Source organism: Acinetobacter sp. WCHAc010034 (genome assembly GCF_001696615.3).
Classification (GTDB): Bacteria; Pseudomonadota; Gammaproteobacteria; order Pseudomonadales; family Moraxellaceae; genus Acinetobacter.
On record NZ_CP032279.1, the window covers coordinates 3,280,139 to 3,293,877 of the forward strand.

The following is a 13,739-nucleotide window of genomic DNA, read 5'->3' on the forward strand; positions in this document are numbered from 1 at the left end:
GTGAATGCCTGATATGAAAAATCAATACATGCAAAAGGGTTTATACGCAGCTGTTTTTACCGCGGCGGCTGTGCAGGCGCAGGCTGCGGCGCCGGTCGATTTTTCCAATTTGGTTGAGCAGGTCAGCCCGGCAGTCGTGAGCGTGAATGTGGTGAAGAAGCTCAGTCAGGAAGAGCTTCTGCAGCAGCAGGTGCCGGAAATTCTGAAGCGCTTCTTCGGCAATCAGGTGATTATTCCGCAGCAGCAGATCCCGCAAGAAAAGACCGGCTACGGCAGCGCGTTTTTCATCAGCAAGGACGGCTACCTGCTGACCAACCACCATGTGGTGGAAGACGCCTCTAAAGTCACCATTGTATTGAATGACCGCCGGGAAATTGACGCGAAGGTCGTCGGCAGCGATGAACGCACCGACGTTGCCTTGCTGAAAGTGGCCGGTTCGGGCTTTCCGGAGCTGCGCACCGGCAATGTCGGTCAGCTGAAAGTCGGCGAGCCGGTTTTGGCCATCGGTTCTCCCTTCGGCTTTGACTATTCCGCATCCGCCGGCATTGTCAGCGCCAAAATGCGCAATATGATGGGCGAAACTTCAGTGCCGTTCATTCAAACCGATGTGGCTTTGAACCCCGGCAACTCCGGCGGGCCGCTGTTCAATCAGCGCGGTGAAGTGGTTGGGGTGAACTCGCGGATCTTCAGCGGCACCGGCGGCTATATGGGCCTGTCATTCTCCATTCCAATTGATGTGGCGATGGATGTGGCCGATCAGCTGAAAAAGCACGGCAAAGTCACCCGTGCGTATTTGGGCGTCAGCCTGCAGGACATCGATCGCAATCTGGCGGAAGCCTATAAGCTGTCTAAGCCGGAAGGCTCCTTGATTACGCAGGTTGCGCCGAATTCCCCGGCGGCCAAAGCCGGCTTTAAAGCCGGTGATGTGATTCTGAAATTCAACGGTACGCCGATTTCCAGAACATCTGAGCTGCTGAACTATTTGAACCGGGCTGCGCCGAATCAAAGCATCCAGCTGGAAGTGCTGCGCGATGACAGCCGGCGCAATATTTCAGCAATGCTGTCCACGGCGCCGGATGATACGCCGGCCAAAGCCGATGCCGCGCAGCAGCCAAGCAAAGGCCCGGTTTTGGGCATCAGCATCCGGGACTTGAACGCCAGCGAGCTGAATCAGCTGGGCACCAAAGGCGGGATTTTAATTCAGGATGTGCGCCGCGGCGGCGTTGCAGCTCAGGCGCGCTTAATGCCGGGCGATGTGGTGACGCAGATCAACAACAAAGCCATCAGCAATACCCGGGATTTTGTAGCGGCGGTTGCAGATTTGAAAAAGAACAGCGTAGCGCGGGTCGCGATTATCCGCGAAAGCCAGCGGGTAATTGTCGGCATGCGCATTGAATAACCAGCGCTGAATGCAGGCCGCTCATTTTGAGCGGTTTGCTTTTTTTGCAGTTTACCGGATGGAGATTTCGCGTAGACTGCTGGGCGTGGATAGAACTAAAGGCAAAAGGGCGGGAATTCATGAGCACTGTATTTGATTTGAAAATCACCGTGCAGCCGGAGCATATTGATGTGCTGGGCCATGTCAATAACGTGGTTTATCTGAGCTGGATGCAGGATGCGGCCACTGCGCATATTGAAGCGCTGGGCCTGGGCCTTAAGGAATATCTGGAGCTGAAGCACGCCATGGTGGCGGTAGAGCATCATGTGCAGTACCGCAAAGCTGCGCTGCAGGGCGAGGAGATTATTCTGCGCACATGGCTGAACGACATTAATGCGCTGTATTCTTTCCGCCAGTATGCCTTTTACCGGCCGAGCGACAGAGCCGTGCTGTTTATGGGCAATACCCAGTGGGCTTGCATTGAAATTGCGACCGGGCGGCCAAAGCGCATGTCGCCGACATTCATGCAGGCTTACCAGCCGCTTTCCGAGGCGGAGAACCCGATGGACTTCAGCATCTACAATGCCTGAATTGCAGCTTCTGTTTTGCATTTTAGTAAGCAAAGGCTTGAACACCGGCGTTTAAAGCGCAAAAGGAGTTCATTAATATGGATACATTGAAAAATCCATCTGCTATAATCCTCCGCAATTTCCATTCGGTTTTTGCTGTGCATTTTCAATTGCGTGCATAGCGCGTTTTCTTTCAAGGTAACCCATGGCGCAAGCTAAAAAATCTGTTGATATTAAAAACATTCGTAACTTTTCGATTATTGCGCATATCGATCATGGCAAATCGACGCTTGCGGACCGCTTCATTCAGATGTGCGGCGGCTTGCAGGCCCGTGAAATGCAGGCGCAAGTGCTTGACTCTATGGAGCTTGAGCGTGAGCGCGGCATCACCATTAAAGCCGCCTCTGTTACCTTGTACTATACGCATCCCAATGGTCAGGAATACCAGCTGAACTTCATTGACACCCCGGGGCACGTGGACTTTTCCTATGAAGTTTCGCGCTCGCTGGCTGCCTGTGAAGGCGCTTTGCTGGTTGTAGACGCGGCGCAGGGCGTAGAGGCGCAGTCGGTTGCCAACTGCTATACCGCCATTGAGCAGGGTCTGGAAGTGCTGCCGATCTTGAACAAGATTGACTTGCCGCAGGCTGAGCCTGAGCGCGTTATTCACGAAATTGAAGAAATTATCGGCATTGAAGCCACGCATGCGCCAACCTGTTCCGCAAAAACCGGCCTGGGCGTAGAATCTGTTTTAGAGGCGCTGGTGGATATTATTCCGGCGCCTGAAGGCGACCGCGAAGCGCCTTTGCAGGCATTGATCATCGACTCCTGGTTCGACAACTACTTGGGCGTTGTATCGCTGGTGCGGATCAAGCAGGGCCGCGTGCGCAAAGGCGACAAGATGCTGATGAAATCGACCGGCCAGTCGCACATCATTACCTCTGTCGGCATTTTCAACCCGAAGCATACCGAAACCGGCATGCTGGAAGCGGGTGAAGTCGGCTTTGTGATTGCCGGCATTAAAGATATTTTCGGTGCGCCAGTGGGCGATACCATTACGCTGGCGGCGACGCCTGATGTTGCGACTTTGCCGGGCTTTAAAAAGGTGAAGCCACAGGTTTATGCCGGCCTGTTCCCAATTGACGCCAGCGATTTTGAACCGTTCCGCGAAGCTTTGCACAAGCTGCAAATCAATGACTCAGCTTTGTTCTTTGAGCCAGAAAGCTCTGATGCGCTGGGCTTCGGCTTCCGCTGCGGCTTTCTGGGCATGCTGCATATGGAAATTGTGCAGGAGCGCCTGGAGCGCGAGTATGATTTAGACCTGATCAGCTCTGCGCCGACAGTGATCTATGAAGCGGTGATGAAAAACGGCGAAACGGTGTATATTGACAGCCCGTCTAAAATGCCGGACGGCTCAACGGTTGAAGACCTGCGCGAGCCGATTGCGGAGTGCCATATCCTGGTGCCGCAGGAATATCTGGGCAATGTAATGACATTGTGCATTGAGCGCCGCGGCGTGCAGAAAGACATGAAATTCTTGGGCAATCAAGTTTCGATTACCTTTGAAATTCCAATGGCCGAAGTGGTGATGGATTTCTTTGACAAGCTGAAGTCCTGCTCACGCGGTTTTGCATCGCTGGACTACAACTTTATCCGTTTCGAATCTTCATCTCTGGTTAAGGTTGACGTGCTAATTAATGGCGATAAGGTTGATGCTCTGGCGATGATCTGCCACCGCAACGATGCGCGCCACCGCGGTATCGCGCTGGTTGAGAAAATGAAAGACCTGATTCCGCGCCAGATGTTTGATGTGGCCATTCAGGCGGCCATTGGCGCGCAAATCATTGCCCGCTCAACTGTGAAAGCTATGCGCAAAAACGTATTGGCTAAGTGTTACGGCGGCGACGTGTCGCGCAAGAAAAAGCTTCTGTCTAAGCAGAAGGAAGGCAAGAAGCGCATGAAGCAGGTCGGAAGTGTGGAAATTCCGCAGGAAGCGTTCCTTGCTGTGCTGAAAGTAGAAAGATAATAACGAGAGGTCATTACGCTCATGGATTTTGATTTTAATTTAATCCTTGTACCCGTCACGCTGATTTTCTTTATCGTGTGGCTGCTGGATAAGCTGGTCTGGAAACAAAGGCAGTCCAAAGGCAAGGGCAATGAAAATGTCATTATTACATGGGCATATGATTTCTGGCCGGTGCTGGCGGTGGTGCTGGTGCTGCGCTCTTTCCTGTATGAGCCATTCAACATTCCGTCAGATTCGATGGTGCCGACTTTAGAGACCGGCGACTTCATTCTGGTGAATAAGTTTGAATACGGCGTCCGCCTGCCTATCGTCAATAAGAAAATTATTGATGTCAGCGAGCCGGAGCGCGGCGATGTGATTGTGTTCCGCTATCCGCCGCAGCCAAGCATCAGCTACATTAAGCGCGTTGTCGGCCTGCCGGGCGACCATATTGTCTATGACCATGGCCAGCTGAGCATTAACGGCAAGAAAGTGCCGAAAGTTCCGGTGGAATTCAGCCGCGAGAAAGACAAGCTGGATACGCCAGCATCCATTTACCATAAGGAAACTTTGGGCGAGCACACCTTTACCATGCGCGAGCTTGAAGGGGTGAATATTGCCCGCCAGGCGCCGTTCCTTAATTATGTAGATAATGGTAAATATTCAAGCGGAAATGGTTTATATTGGGAAGTGAAAGTTCCGGCAGGGCATTACTTTGCGATGGGGGATAACCGCGATCAAAGTGCTGACAGCCGTTTCTGGGGATTTGTACCTGAAGAAAATCTGACAGGCCGCGCATTCTATAAATGGATGCATAAAGAGCCTGGCTTTAAGCTGCCGTCATTTAGCCGTAACGGCAAGATTGATTAACGCATCATTAGGAAAATAACAATGCGACATCAGCGCGGGGCATCGTATATTGCAATCTTGGTTGCAATTATTGGTTTGGCCTTTATGGTTAAAGTGTTGGTTGCAGTCTGGGCGCCGTATTTGGATGACCGCCTGCTCGACAAGCAGATTGCAGAGCAGCTGCAGAATGGGCCTAAGGATTTAAGCCCATCCAAGTTTGCGGACGAAATAGATAAGCGCCTGCAAATGAATAATGTCCGCGAGCTTAAGTTTGCGGACGTGGCCCAAGTCACCAATGTGGACGGCCTGCAAGTGAAAAAAGATTATGAAATAAGAAAGCCTTTCTTATTGAATATAGATATTGTGTTGAAGTTCGAGAAAAGTTTTGATCAAAGCTCAGTCCAAGCTAAATGAAACCCGTTTAGCCAGTCGAATCGGTTATCAGTTTAAACAGCCTGAATTGCTGCAGCTGGCCTTGACCCACCGATCGGTGAGCCATAAGCACAACTACGAGCGCCTGGAATTTCTGGGCGACTCTTTGCTGGGGATGATTATCGCTAATTATCTCTATCATGCCTACCCGCATGAAAATGAAGGCCGGCTGACGCGCATGCGCGCCACGCTGGTGCGTCAGGAAGCTTTAGGCAAAATCGCCAATGACTTGAAATTAAGCCAAAGCATGATTTTAAGCACGGGCGAATTGAAATCAGGCGGTCATCATCGCGAGTCTATACTTGCGGATACCGTAGAGTCGATTATCGGCGCAATATATGTGGACAGCCATGACTTAAAAGTTCTGGAAGCCATTGTGCTGAAGTGGTACTTGCCATATTTAGACCATATTGAGCCGACCGATCAGCTCAAAGATCCGAAATCGCGATTGCAGGAATATTTGCAGGCGCGTAAAAAGCCTCTCCCGGTTTACGAAGTTGTGGATATTCAAGGTGATGCGCCCAATCAGCATTTCAAAGTGGAATGCATTGTGGACAGCATGCCGGTGAAATACGGTGAAGGATCAAGCCGCCGCTTTGCTGAACAGGCAGTAGCGGCAGATATTTTAAAAATTTTGGAGCAAAAGTCTTAATGACTACTCATTCCGATCACAACGATGCTGATCACGAGCCGCAAAGCGGCAGCGACGACTTAATCAGTCAATTTTTCAGTTCACAGGGAACTGAAATTCCATCGGATTACCGCAGCGGCTTTGTCGCCATTGTCGGCCGTCCGAATGTGGGTAAATCCACGCTGATGAACCATCTGCTGGGGCAGAAGCTGTCCATCACTTCGCGCAAGCCGCAAACTACCCGCCATAAAATTGTCGGGATTGATTCGCGCGAAAAATCCCAGGCGGTATTTGTGGATACCCCGGGAATGCATAAAAAAGAAGTGCGCGCCATCAACAAAATGATGAACCGGGCGGCATCTTCTGCATTGCGTGATGTAAACTTGGTGTTGTTTGTGCTTGATGCCGATAAGTGGACTCAAAATGATGAGCTTGTTTTGGAAAAACTTAAAAATGCAGATATGCCGGTTATTTTGGTGATCAATAAAATTGATACGCTTGAAAATAAGAACCATGCATTGCCTTTGATTCAGGAACGCGCAAAATTAATGAATTTTGCCGAGGTTGTTCCTGTCTCTGCATTGCGCGGCGCAAACCTGGATCATTTGCGCAATATTATTGAAAACTATCTGCCTTTCCAGCCGCCGCTGTATTCGCTGGAGCAGCTGACCGACCGTTCAGAGCGCTTCCTGGCCTCTGAAGTGATCCGTGAAAAGATCATGCGCCAGCTGGGCGAAGAGCTTCCATATGATTTAACCGTGCAGATTGAGTCCTTCAAGACTGAAGAAGCCACGATTAATGAAAAAACTGGCCGTCCAAAAGCTGCCTGCACTTATATTGACGCCACAATCTTTGTTGACCGTCCGGGCCAAAAAGCCATTGTGATTGGTGAAAAGGGCGCCAAGCTGAAGAAAATCGGCATGGATGCCCGTGTTGACATGGAAAAAATGTTTGAACAGAAGATCATGCTGACCCTTTGGGTGAAAGTGAAAGGCGGCTGGTCTGATGATGAGCGCGCATTGAAGAGCTTGGGCTACAGCGACATCTGATTGCGCTGTTCAGGCTTGAAACTTTAAGGGGGCGGTAATGATAAAAGTATTGGCTGTCATAGTCTGTATGCTGTTGCTGCAGGGCTGCATTACGAAAATCGTTACCGTTCCGGTTAAAGTCGCGTATAAAACCACCAAAGGCGTGGTGAAAGGCACGGCTGCTGTCGTCGGCGCAGTTATTCCTGACGGGGATGACGAAGACGGGGAGCCGGATGCTAAAAAGAATAAAGATTAGAGCTAAGCGCCTGCATCATGCGTAATGAAGTTCTGCATGGTTACCTCATCCATCACCGGAAATACCGCGAGCGCAGCCATATTGTGCATCTGTTTACGCAGGAGCATGGCCGTGTCGACGGCATCTTAAGGCAAACCCCGCCGCCGCAGTATCAGCCGATTTGCCTGCAGGCTTCCGGCAAGTCTGAACTGAAAAATTTCACCAAGCTGGAAATTGTCAATCAGCCGGTCTTCTTTTTTGGCGATGCGTTTTTCTCCGGCTTTTACTTGAATGAAATTCTGCTGCGCCTTTGCCCCTTGGAAGTTGAAATGCCGCAGGCCTATGCGCAGTATGCGCAAACTTTGGCGCAGCTGCAGCATTTGTCTGAGCAGGATCAGCCTCATCAGTTTCTCAAGCAGATTCTGCGCAGATTTGAGCATGAGCTGCTGGAAGATCTTGGCTATGCGCTGGATTTTTTCACCGATGCCAATCAGCAGGAAATCACGCCGGAGCAGCAGTATCTGTTCCAGCTGAATGAAGGCTTTATGCCTTCTGCGCAGGCCTCCCGCGCGGCATTGGCCGGGCAGCAGATCCTGTCCATGCGCGCATATGAAAAGGGTGGGGATTTTAACCCGGAACAGTTACAATTGCTGTCCAGGCTTTACCGGCAGATGATCACTTCGCTGCTGGGTGAACGCCCATTGAAAAGCCGTCAGCTGTGGATACAGAATTCTCAAACATAACCGTAATTTAGGAAAATATTATGGCTGCACTACTTGGTGTAAATATTGACCATGTGGCAACATTGCGGCAGGCCCGCGGCACTGCTTATCCTGACCCTGTGCAGGCTGCGCTGATTTGCGAGCAGGCGGGCGCGGAAGGCATTACCCTGCATTTGCGGGAAGACCGCCGCCATATTCAGGATGACGACGTGCGCCGCATGCGCTCCGTGCTGAAAACCCGGATGAATCTGGAAATGGCGGTTACGCCGGAAATGGTTGAATTCGCTAAAGAGATTCAGCCACAGCATGTCTGCCTAGTGCCTGAGAAGCGTCAGGAAGTGACCACTGAAGGCGGTTTGGATGTGGTCGGCCATTTTGAAGATGTCAAGCGGGCCACGCAGGAACTGGCTGCCATCGGCTGCGATGTTTCTCTGTTTATTGATGCGGATATCGCTCAGATTGACGCAGCAGTGGCTTGCGGCGCGCCGACCATTGAGCTGCATACCGGCGCCTATGCTGATGCGGCCACCGCGGAAGCGCAGCAGCATGAGCTGGAGCGCATTATTCAGGGCGCGGCATACGCAGCTTCTAAAGGCCTAGTGGTGAATGCGGGCCACGGCCTGAATTTGGCAAACGTCGCGCCGATTGCCAGAATTCCGCAAATTCATGAACTGAATATTGGCCATGCCATTATTGCGGATGCTGTGTTTTCCGGCCTGGCGCACGTTGTGCAGCAGATGAAAGCTGCCATTCAGGCTGCGCGTTAATTTTATTGATGCAGAAATATGTCAAATATTGATTATGATGAGCTGATGAAGCCGGTGATCGGCTTCCTCGGCTGTGAAACCCCGAAAGCCTGGCTGGATAAAGCCGTGCAGAATCTTGATATTCTGATGCTGGATCATGCCAACTGTGAAAAGAAAGCCGCCAGTACGGCAATGAACCTGATGTTCCGCTACAGCTTTTTGACAGATCTTCAGGTGAGGCTGGCGCAGCTGGTGCGTGAAGAAATGCTGCATTACGAACAGGTGCTGGAGCTTATGGCAAAGCGCGGCGTGGAGCTGAAAGGGTTGAGCGCCGGACGCTATGCCGGCGGCCTGCGCAAGGAAATCCGCACCTATGAGCCGGAAGCTTTGATTGATGTCCTGATTATCGGGGCCTTTGTTGAGGCGCGCTCTTGCGAGCGCTTCTATGCGCTGGCGCCGCGGGTGGATGACGAGCTGGGCCGTTACTACCGTTACCTGTTGAAGTCTGAATCGCGCCACTATGAAGACTATCTGAAGCTGGCGCGGGATGTTGCGGAATCGGCGAAACTGAAAAATCCGCAGGAAGACATTCAGGATCGGATTCAGCATATCCGTGAAGTGGAAAAAGCGCTGATTTTAAGCCCGGATGAGCTGTTCCGCTTCCACAGCGGCGCGCCTGCTTGATGGGCTGAAGTTTTTGATGTTCTGAAAAAGCAGGAATAATATTCCTGCTTTTTTATTGCATGCGCTAAATGCTTTTGAGCAGCGCCTTCAGGGCGGGACACTGGAATAAAAAAAGCCCATGTCATAATGCATGGGCTTTTTCAGAATTTTGGCTCTCCCACCTGGGCTCGAACCAGGGACCTGCGGATTAACAGTCCGTCGCTCTACCGACTGAGCTATGGGAGAATCTGGAAGGGATTGTAGGCATTGAAAGCCCAATGGTCAAGCTTAAAGTCTTTAAAACAGGGTGGAATACGGCTGAATGAACTAAAACTAAACAATGAATTCATCAGGTTAAACATGTCGCGCGCATTTTGTGCGTATGAGTGATGCATCTTAAATCTGAGGCATAAAAAAAGCCCATGTTGCAATACATGGGCTTTTTAGAATCTTGGCTCTTCCACCTGGGCTCGAACCAGGGACCTGCGGATTAACAGTCCGTCGCTCTACCGACTGAGCTATGGAAGAATAGATGGCTCTCCAACCTGGGCTCGAACCAGGGACCTGCGGATTAACAGTCCGTCGCTCTACCGACTGAGCTATTGGAGAATCTGATGCGCATTTTAGGGATGAAAGCTGCGGCCGTCAACTAAATACTGTAGGGAAATGAATTGTTTGCTTTATAAATATTCATTTTTTGGCGGGAAATAAAAAAATCACCCGTAATGGGTGATTTTTTATGCATAAAAATAAGAAATAGCCTATTTCTTATTTTTCAACGCCAGCAGCCTGACCGGCATATTTAGCATTTGCATAGTCCCAGTTCACCAGGCTTTCCAGGAAAGTTTTGATGTATGCAGGGCGCGCATTGCGGAAGTCGATGTAGTAAGCGTGTTCCCAAACGTCAATTGTCAGCACAGCCACTTTGCCGTGCGCAAGCGGAGTGTCAGCATTTGAAGTTTTAAGGATAGACAGGTTGCCGTTTACTTCGTCAGCAACTAGCCAAGCCCAGCCTGAACCGAATTGAGTTGTTGCAGCAGCAGCAAACTCTTCAGCGAATTTTTCATAAGAACCGAAAGTTTCGTCAATTTTAGCTGCCAAAGCGCCAGTCGCTTTGCCGCCGCCATTTTTCGCCATGCAGTTCCAGTAGAATGTGTGGTTCCAAACTTGCGCTGCATTGTTGAAAACACCCGCTTTAGCTGCATCGCCGGCAACCGCCTTGATGATTTCTTCTAGGGTTTTGCCTTCAAGCTCAGTGCCCGCAATCAGGTTGTTTAAGTTAACAACATAAGTATTGTGGTGCTTGTCGTGGTGATATTCTAAAGTTTCTTTGCTGATGTGCGGAGCAAGATCTTCGTAACCGTACGGTAGGGCCGGTAAAGTAATCGTTGTCATGTGTTTCAATTCCTTGCATTTTGCTGGGTTTTGACATTAAGCGGCTTTATTGTAATAGATTCTTGGGCGAAATTGCGCATTGCTTATAAATAAGAATACAGAATAAGGCCCGAATTTATCCCGATAAAGAAAAATGCCAAAAGCAGGCTTCAACTAAATTAAATCGGATTGTTTAATTCGAAATAACTATACTCAATATTGAACTGTTCTGAAATAGCTTTTGCCAAGCGCTGAACGCCATGGCGCTCGGTCGCATGGTGGCCGCAGGCATAGTAATGCACATTCAGCTCTTTCGCTTCATAGAAGGTGCGCTCACTGACTTCGCCTGAAATATAGGCGTCGCACTGCTGTTCGGCAGCCTTTGAAATGTAGTCCTGCGCGCCGCCTGTGCAGAAGCCTACCTTCTGAATGAAGGCTGGAGCTGCCGGCAGGTGAACCGCATTGAAGCCCAGGCGCTCTGACGCAAAGGCTCGAAATGCTTCCGGCGCCATCGGCTGCTTTAAATAGCCGATATTGCCAACCGGATTGCGTTCGCTTGGGTCCAAAGCTTCAATGTTTTCCAGTTCCAGCAGATCGGCAATGGCGGCATTGTTGCCCAGCACCGGGTGGCTGTCTAAGGGCAGGTGATAGGCTGCCAAAGAAATATCGTGCTGAATTAAGGTTTTAATGCGTTTGCCGCGCATGCCGGTAATGGGATAGGCCTCGCCTTTCCAGAAATAGCCGTGATGCACCAGCAGCAGGTCAGCGCCTTGCGCCACCGTGGCCTCAATAGCATCCTGCGATGCAGTGACGGCGCATAAAATTTTACGGACTTCGGATTTACCTTCAATCTGCAGGCCATTGGGCGCATAGTCTTTAAATTCGTGCGCTTTTAAAGCCTGATTGCACCACTGAATAATGTCGTTTAATTGAGCCATCTGCATTCCGCCAATTCAAAATCAAATTTTACTATTTAAACATGCATTTAATTGTAACTAAAGCAGCACAAAACTCTGCGTTTTTTTTTAAGGAAGGCTGGAAATTTGCATTACAATACGGCTTAAATGATTGAACCATCAACAAATAAAAAATTTTAGAGGATACAGCCGTGCGCCGGACGTTTACTTGGTTACCTTGGGTGTTGCTGATAGTTGTTATTATTGGCTTTTTGGGCTGGCAGCAGCTGCAGAAGCCCAAAGCGCCTGTTTCTCCAGACGGGGTGAAACTGCCTGCAGAAAAAGTCGAACCGCTGATTGACACTTCGCGCACAGGCGGCGTTGTGTCTTACAGCGCAGCGGTTAAAGTGGCAGCGCCGGCGGTTGTGAATATCTTTACCACGCAGAAAGTCAAGCAGCTGGATCATCCTTTGCTGAATGACCCGGCATTCCGCGAGTTTTTCGGCAATCAGCTGCCGGATCAGCTGAAGCAGGACCCGAATGAAAACAGCTTGGGTTCAGGAGTGATTGTGCGCCCAGACGGCTATATTCTGACGAATAATCATGTGATTGCTCAGGCTGATCAGATTATTGTGGCATTGAATGACGGGCGCCGGGCCGAAGCCAAAGTGGTCGGCACAGACCCGGATACCGACCTTGCGGTGATTAAAATTGAAATGGATCAGCTTCCTGTGCTGCCGTTCAAGCTCAGCGGCAATGAAGTCGGCGATGTTGTGCTGGCGATTGGCAATCCGTTTGGCGTGGGCCAAACTGTAACGCAGGGCATCATCTCTGCAACTGAGCGCTCAGACTTGGGCATCAATACCTATGAAGACTTTATTCAGACCGATGCAGCCATTAACCCGGGCAACTCTGGTGGCGCGCTGATTGATGTTGCGGGCAACCTGATTGGCGTGAATACGGCAATTTTCTCGCAATCCGGCGGCTCATTGGGCATCGGTTTTGCCATTCCTGCAAAAATCTGCCAGCAAGTGCTGAATGCGATTTTAAAAGATGGCCGTGTTGTGCGCGGCTACTTAGGCATCAGCCTGCTGCCAATTGAGCAGGAAAATGTCTTTGCGCCGAAAGAGCAGGGAGTCATTGTGGCGCATGTGCAGCCGAATGGCCCGGCTGCCAAAGCCGGCCTGAAGCGCGGCGATAAAATTTTGAAAGTGAATAATGAAGTGATTACTTCAGCATCGCACTTAATCAATTATGTCGCTTTGCAGGCGCCGAACAGCACGGTTCAAGTGTCGATTGAGCGCGACAAACAGCCGATGACGCTGCCGGTGACCATTACCGAAAGGAAAGCGCAGGAGCAAAATGCTGAGTCGCAATATATTCCATTGCCGCGCTGATTGCTGCTAAGTAAAGAATCCCTCCAATGCGGTAATGCCAGTCAGTTAAGCATTTTTAATCCTCCCCAACCCTCCTTTTTCAAAGGAGGGAGCGTTTCGAAATTCAACACCGTATTGAATTAAAGGGAGTTCCCCTCTTTTTCAAAGAGGGGTTAGGGGAGATTTATCAATCAGTAATCATGAAATTACGCTTAACTGATCAGCATTACTCCAATGCGGGGGATTTTTTATGCGCAGCTGTCCCGTCCGGCCAAAGCATCTGCCTCTGGAGGATATCCGCTATCTGTCCGCGGAGCTGACTGAGCTTGGCTATCAGATGCGTTTTGCAGTGAAATGAGTTCTTTTACAGTTTTAATGTCTATTGGATGCAGCCTGAGCGCTGCAGCAGCTGCACTGCAAAAGCAGCCAAAGCTATTAAAAGTAATGGAAAAACAGGGCGGTTCTTTACTATGATGAAAACTGATGGATGATCTGGCGTTGAATATGCTGAAATTGATTGCGGAAGACTTTATACAGGAAGATAAAATTGACCTTGTGCTTCCTTTATACCAAGAGCTGGTGGAAAAGACCCGGGCTGAACCAGGGTGCATTTCCTATGAGCTGCACCATGACCTTAAGCTGAAAGGCCATTTCATTTTTGTTGAAGAATGGACGGGCCGCGCAGCATTAGATGCGCATGTTGAGTCTGAGCATTTCCAGAGATTGGTGCCCCAGATTGACCAGTATCAGACCCGGCAAGGGCGCTTTACTCATATGAGCAGCTTAGGGTTTTAAGCTGTAAAGATTGATTGGCTGGCGGGTAAATCCTGAGCCTGAG

At 50.2% G+C, this 13,739-nt stretch carries 15 protein-coding genes and 3 tRNA genes; 13 read left to right on the forward strand and 5 right to left on the reverse strand.

Translation table 11 applies throughout. The features are described from left to right. Window positions 1-13 precede the first annotated feature (13 nt). The 11 genes from BEN74_RS17365 to BEN74_RS17415 all read left to right on the forward strand — a co-directional run bounded on the left by BEN74_RS17365 (window position 14) and on the right by BEN74_RS17415 (window position 9,276). Window positions 14-1,399, forward strand: a complete 1,386-nt coding sequence (locus tag BEN74_RS17365; protein WP_068910676.1) for a Do family serine endopeptidase — start codon at window positions 14-16, stop codon at window positions 1,397-1,399. Between the two features lie 119 nt (window positions 1,400-1,518). Next, a complete protein-coding gene (locus BEN74_RS17370; protein WP_068910677.1) occupies window positions 1,519-1,968 on the forward strand; it encodes an acyl-CoA thioesterase in 450 nt (149 codons plus the stop codon). 184 nt (window positions 1,969-2,152) lie between these two features. Continuing rightward, entirely contained in the window at window positions 2,153-3,970 is a 1,818-nt protein-coding gene (lepA, locus tag BEN74_RS17375) for a translation elongation factor 4 (RefSeq protein ID WP_068910678.1), read from the forward strand. 21 nt (window positions 3,971-3,991) lie between these two features. Then, window positions 3,992-4,819: a signal peptidase I gene (lepB, locus tag BEN74_RS17380; RefSeq protein WP_068910679.1), complete on the forward strand. Its 828-nt coding sequence runs from the start codon at window positions 3,992-3,994 to the stop codon at window positions 4,817-4,819. Between the two features lie 21 nt (window positions 4,820-4,840). Next, window positions 4,841-5,212 (forward strand): DUF4845 domain-containing protein, encoded by a 372-nt coding sequence (locus BEN74_RS17385; RefSeq protein ID WP_068910680.1) that lies wholly within the window; start codon window positions 4,841-4,843, stop codon window positions 5,210-5,212. Next, window positions 5,184-5,882: a ribonuclease III gene (gene rnc, locus BEN74_RS17390; RefSeq protein ID WP_068910681.1), complete on the forward strand. Its 699-nt coding sequence runs from the start codon at window positions 5,184-5,186 to the stop codon at window positions 5,880-5,882. The genes BEN74_RS17385 and rnc overlap by 29 nt, the downstream gene beginning before the upstream one ends. After that, window positions 5,882-6,910, forward strand: a complete 1,029-nt coding sequence (era, locus tag BEN74_RS17395) for a GTPase Era (RefSeq protein ID WP_068910682.1) — start codon at window positions 5,882-5,884, stop codon at window positions 6,908-6,910. Before rnc ends, era begins: the two co-directional genes overlap by 1 nt. A gap of 37 nt (window positions 6,911-6,947) precedes the next feature. Then, complete coding sequence (locus BEN74_RS17400) at window positions 6,948-7,145, forward strand: NF038104 family lipoprotein (RefSeq protein ID WP_068910683.1); 198 nt, start codon at window positions 6,948-6,950, stop codon at window positions 7,143-7,145. Window positions 7,146-7,159: 14 nt separating this feature from the next. Then, a complete protein-coding gene (recO, locus tag BEN74_RS17405) occupies window positions 7,160-7,867 on the forward strand; it encodes a DNA repair protein RecO (protein WP_228200435.1) in 708 nt (235 codons plus the stop codon). A 20-nt stretch (window positions 7,868-7,887) separates the two neighbouring features. Continuing rightward, on the forward strand, window positions 7,888-8,613 hold the full coding sequence (gene pdxJ / locus BEN74_RS17410; protein ID WP_068910685.1) for a pyridoxine 5'-phosphate synthase: 726 nt from the start codon (window positions 7,888-7,890) through the stop codon (window positions 8,611-8,613). 18 nt (window positions 8,614-8,631) lie between these two features. After that, window positions 8,632-9,276 carry a tRNA-(ms[2]io[6]A)-hydroxylase gene (locus BEN74_RS17415; protein ID WP_068910686.1) on the forward strand — a complete coding sequence of 215 codons (645 nt, stop codon included), beginning with the start codon at window positions 8,632-8,634 and terminating at the stop codon, window positions 9,274-9,276. A 149-nt stretch (window positions 9,277-9,425) separates the two neighbouring features. Here the strand turns inward: BEN74_RS17415 and BEN74_RS17420 are convergent. From BEN74_RS17420 to BEN74_RS17440, 5 genes are all read right to left on the reverse strand, one after another. Further along, window positions 9,426-9,501 (reverse strand) — tRNA-Asn (locus BEN74_RS17420). A gap of 206 nt (window positions 9,502-9,707) precedes the next feature. Further along, window positions 9,708-9,783, reverse strand: a tRNA-Asn gene (locus tag BEN74_RS17425). A 5-nt stretch (window positions 9,784-9,788) separates the two neighbouring features. Continuing rightward, window positions 9,789-9,864: transfer RNA gene (locus tag BEN74_RS17430), tRNA-Asn, on the reverse strand. A gap of 159 nt (window positions 9,865-10,023) precedes the next feature. Beyond that, window positions 10,024-10,650, reverse strand: a complete 627-nt coding sequence (locus BEN74_RS17435) for a superoxide dismutase (RefSeq protein WP_068910687.1) — start codon at window positions 10,648-10,650, stop codon at window positions 10,024-10,026. 158 nt (window positions 10,651-10,808) lie between these two features. Continuing rightward, window positions 10,809-11,567 (reverse strand): Nif3-like dinuclear metal center hexameric protein, encoded by a 759-nt coding sequence (locus tag BEN74_RS17440; RefSeq protein WP_068910688.1) that lies wholly within the window; start codon window positions 11,565-11,567, stop codon window positions 10,809-10,811. 170 nt (window positions 11,568-11,737) lie between these two features. On the opposite strand from BEN74_RS17440, the gene BEN74_RS17445 reads away from it, so the two are divergent. Together BEN74_RS17445 and BEN74_RS17450 are read left to right on the forward strand one after the other, a co-directional pair. Next, window positions 11,738-12,922 (forward strand): S1C family serine protease, encoded by a 1,185-nt coding sequence (locus tag BEN74_RS17445; protein WP_068910689.1) that lies wholly within the window; start codon window positions 11,738-11,740, stop codon window positions 12,920-12,922. 483 nt (window positions 12,923-13,405) lie between these two features. Beyond that, complete coding sequence (locus tag BEN74_RS17450) at window positions 13,406-13,696, forward strand: putative quinol monooxygenase (RefSeq protein ID WP_068910890.1); 291 nt, start codon at window positions 13,406-13,408, stop codon at window positions 13,694-13,696. Window positions 13,697-13,739: the final 43 nt, after the last annotated feature.

What these genes read in the sequence shown, in the direction of transcription:
- BEN74_RS17365 (WP_068910676.1), top strand. Translation starts at nt 14, where the DNA reads ATGAAAAATCAATACATGCAAAAGGGTTTATACGCAGCTGTTTTTACC.
- BEN74_RS17370 (WP_068910677.1), top strand. Translation starts at nt 1,519, where the DNA reads ATGAGCACTGTATTTGATTTGAAAATCACCGTGCAGCCGGAGCATATT.
- BEN74_RS17385 (WP_068910680.1), top strand. Translation starts at nt 4,841, where the DNA reads ATGCGACATCAGCGCGGGGCATCGTATATTGCAATCTTGGTTGCAATT.
- lepB (WP_068910679.1), top strand. Translation starts at nt 3,992, where the DNA reads ATGGATTTTGATTTTAATTTAATCCTTGTACCCGTCACGCTGATTTTC.
- pdxJ (WP_068910685.1), top strand. Translation starts at nt 7,888, where the DNA reads ATGGCTGCACTACTTGGTGTAAATATTGACCATGTGGCAACATTGCGG.
- BEN74_RS17435 (WP_068910687.1), bottom strand. Translation starts at nt 10,650, where the DNA reads ATGACAACGATTACTTTACCGGCCCTACCGTACGGTTACGAAGATCTT.
- era (WP_068910682.1), top strand. Translation starts at nt 5,882, where the DNA reads ATGACTACTCATTCCGATCACAACGATGCTGATCACGAGCCGCAAAGC.
- BEN74_RS17450 (WP_068910890.1), top strand. Translation starts at nt 13,406, where the DNA reads ATGCTGAAATTGATTGCGGAAGACTTTATACAGGAAGATAAAATTGAC.
- BEN74_RS17440 (WP_068910688.1), bottom strand. Translation starts at nt 11,567, where the DNA reads ATGGCTCAATTAAACGACATTATTCAGTGGTGCAATCAGGCTTTAAAA.
- BEN74_RS17400 (WP_068910683.1), top strand. Translation starts at nt 6,948, where the DNA reads ATGATAAAAGTATTGGCTGTCATAGTCTGTATGCTGTTGCTGCAGGGC.
- lepA (WP_068910678.1), top strand. Translation starts at nt 2,153, where the DNA reads ATGGCGCAAGCTAAAAAATCTGTTGATATTAAAAACATTCGTAACTTT.
- BEN74_RS17415 (WP_068910686.1), top strand. Translation starts at nt 8,632, where the DNA reads ATGTCAAATATTGATTATGATGAGCTGATGAAGCCGGTGATCGGCTTC.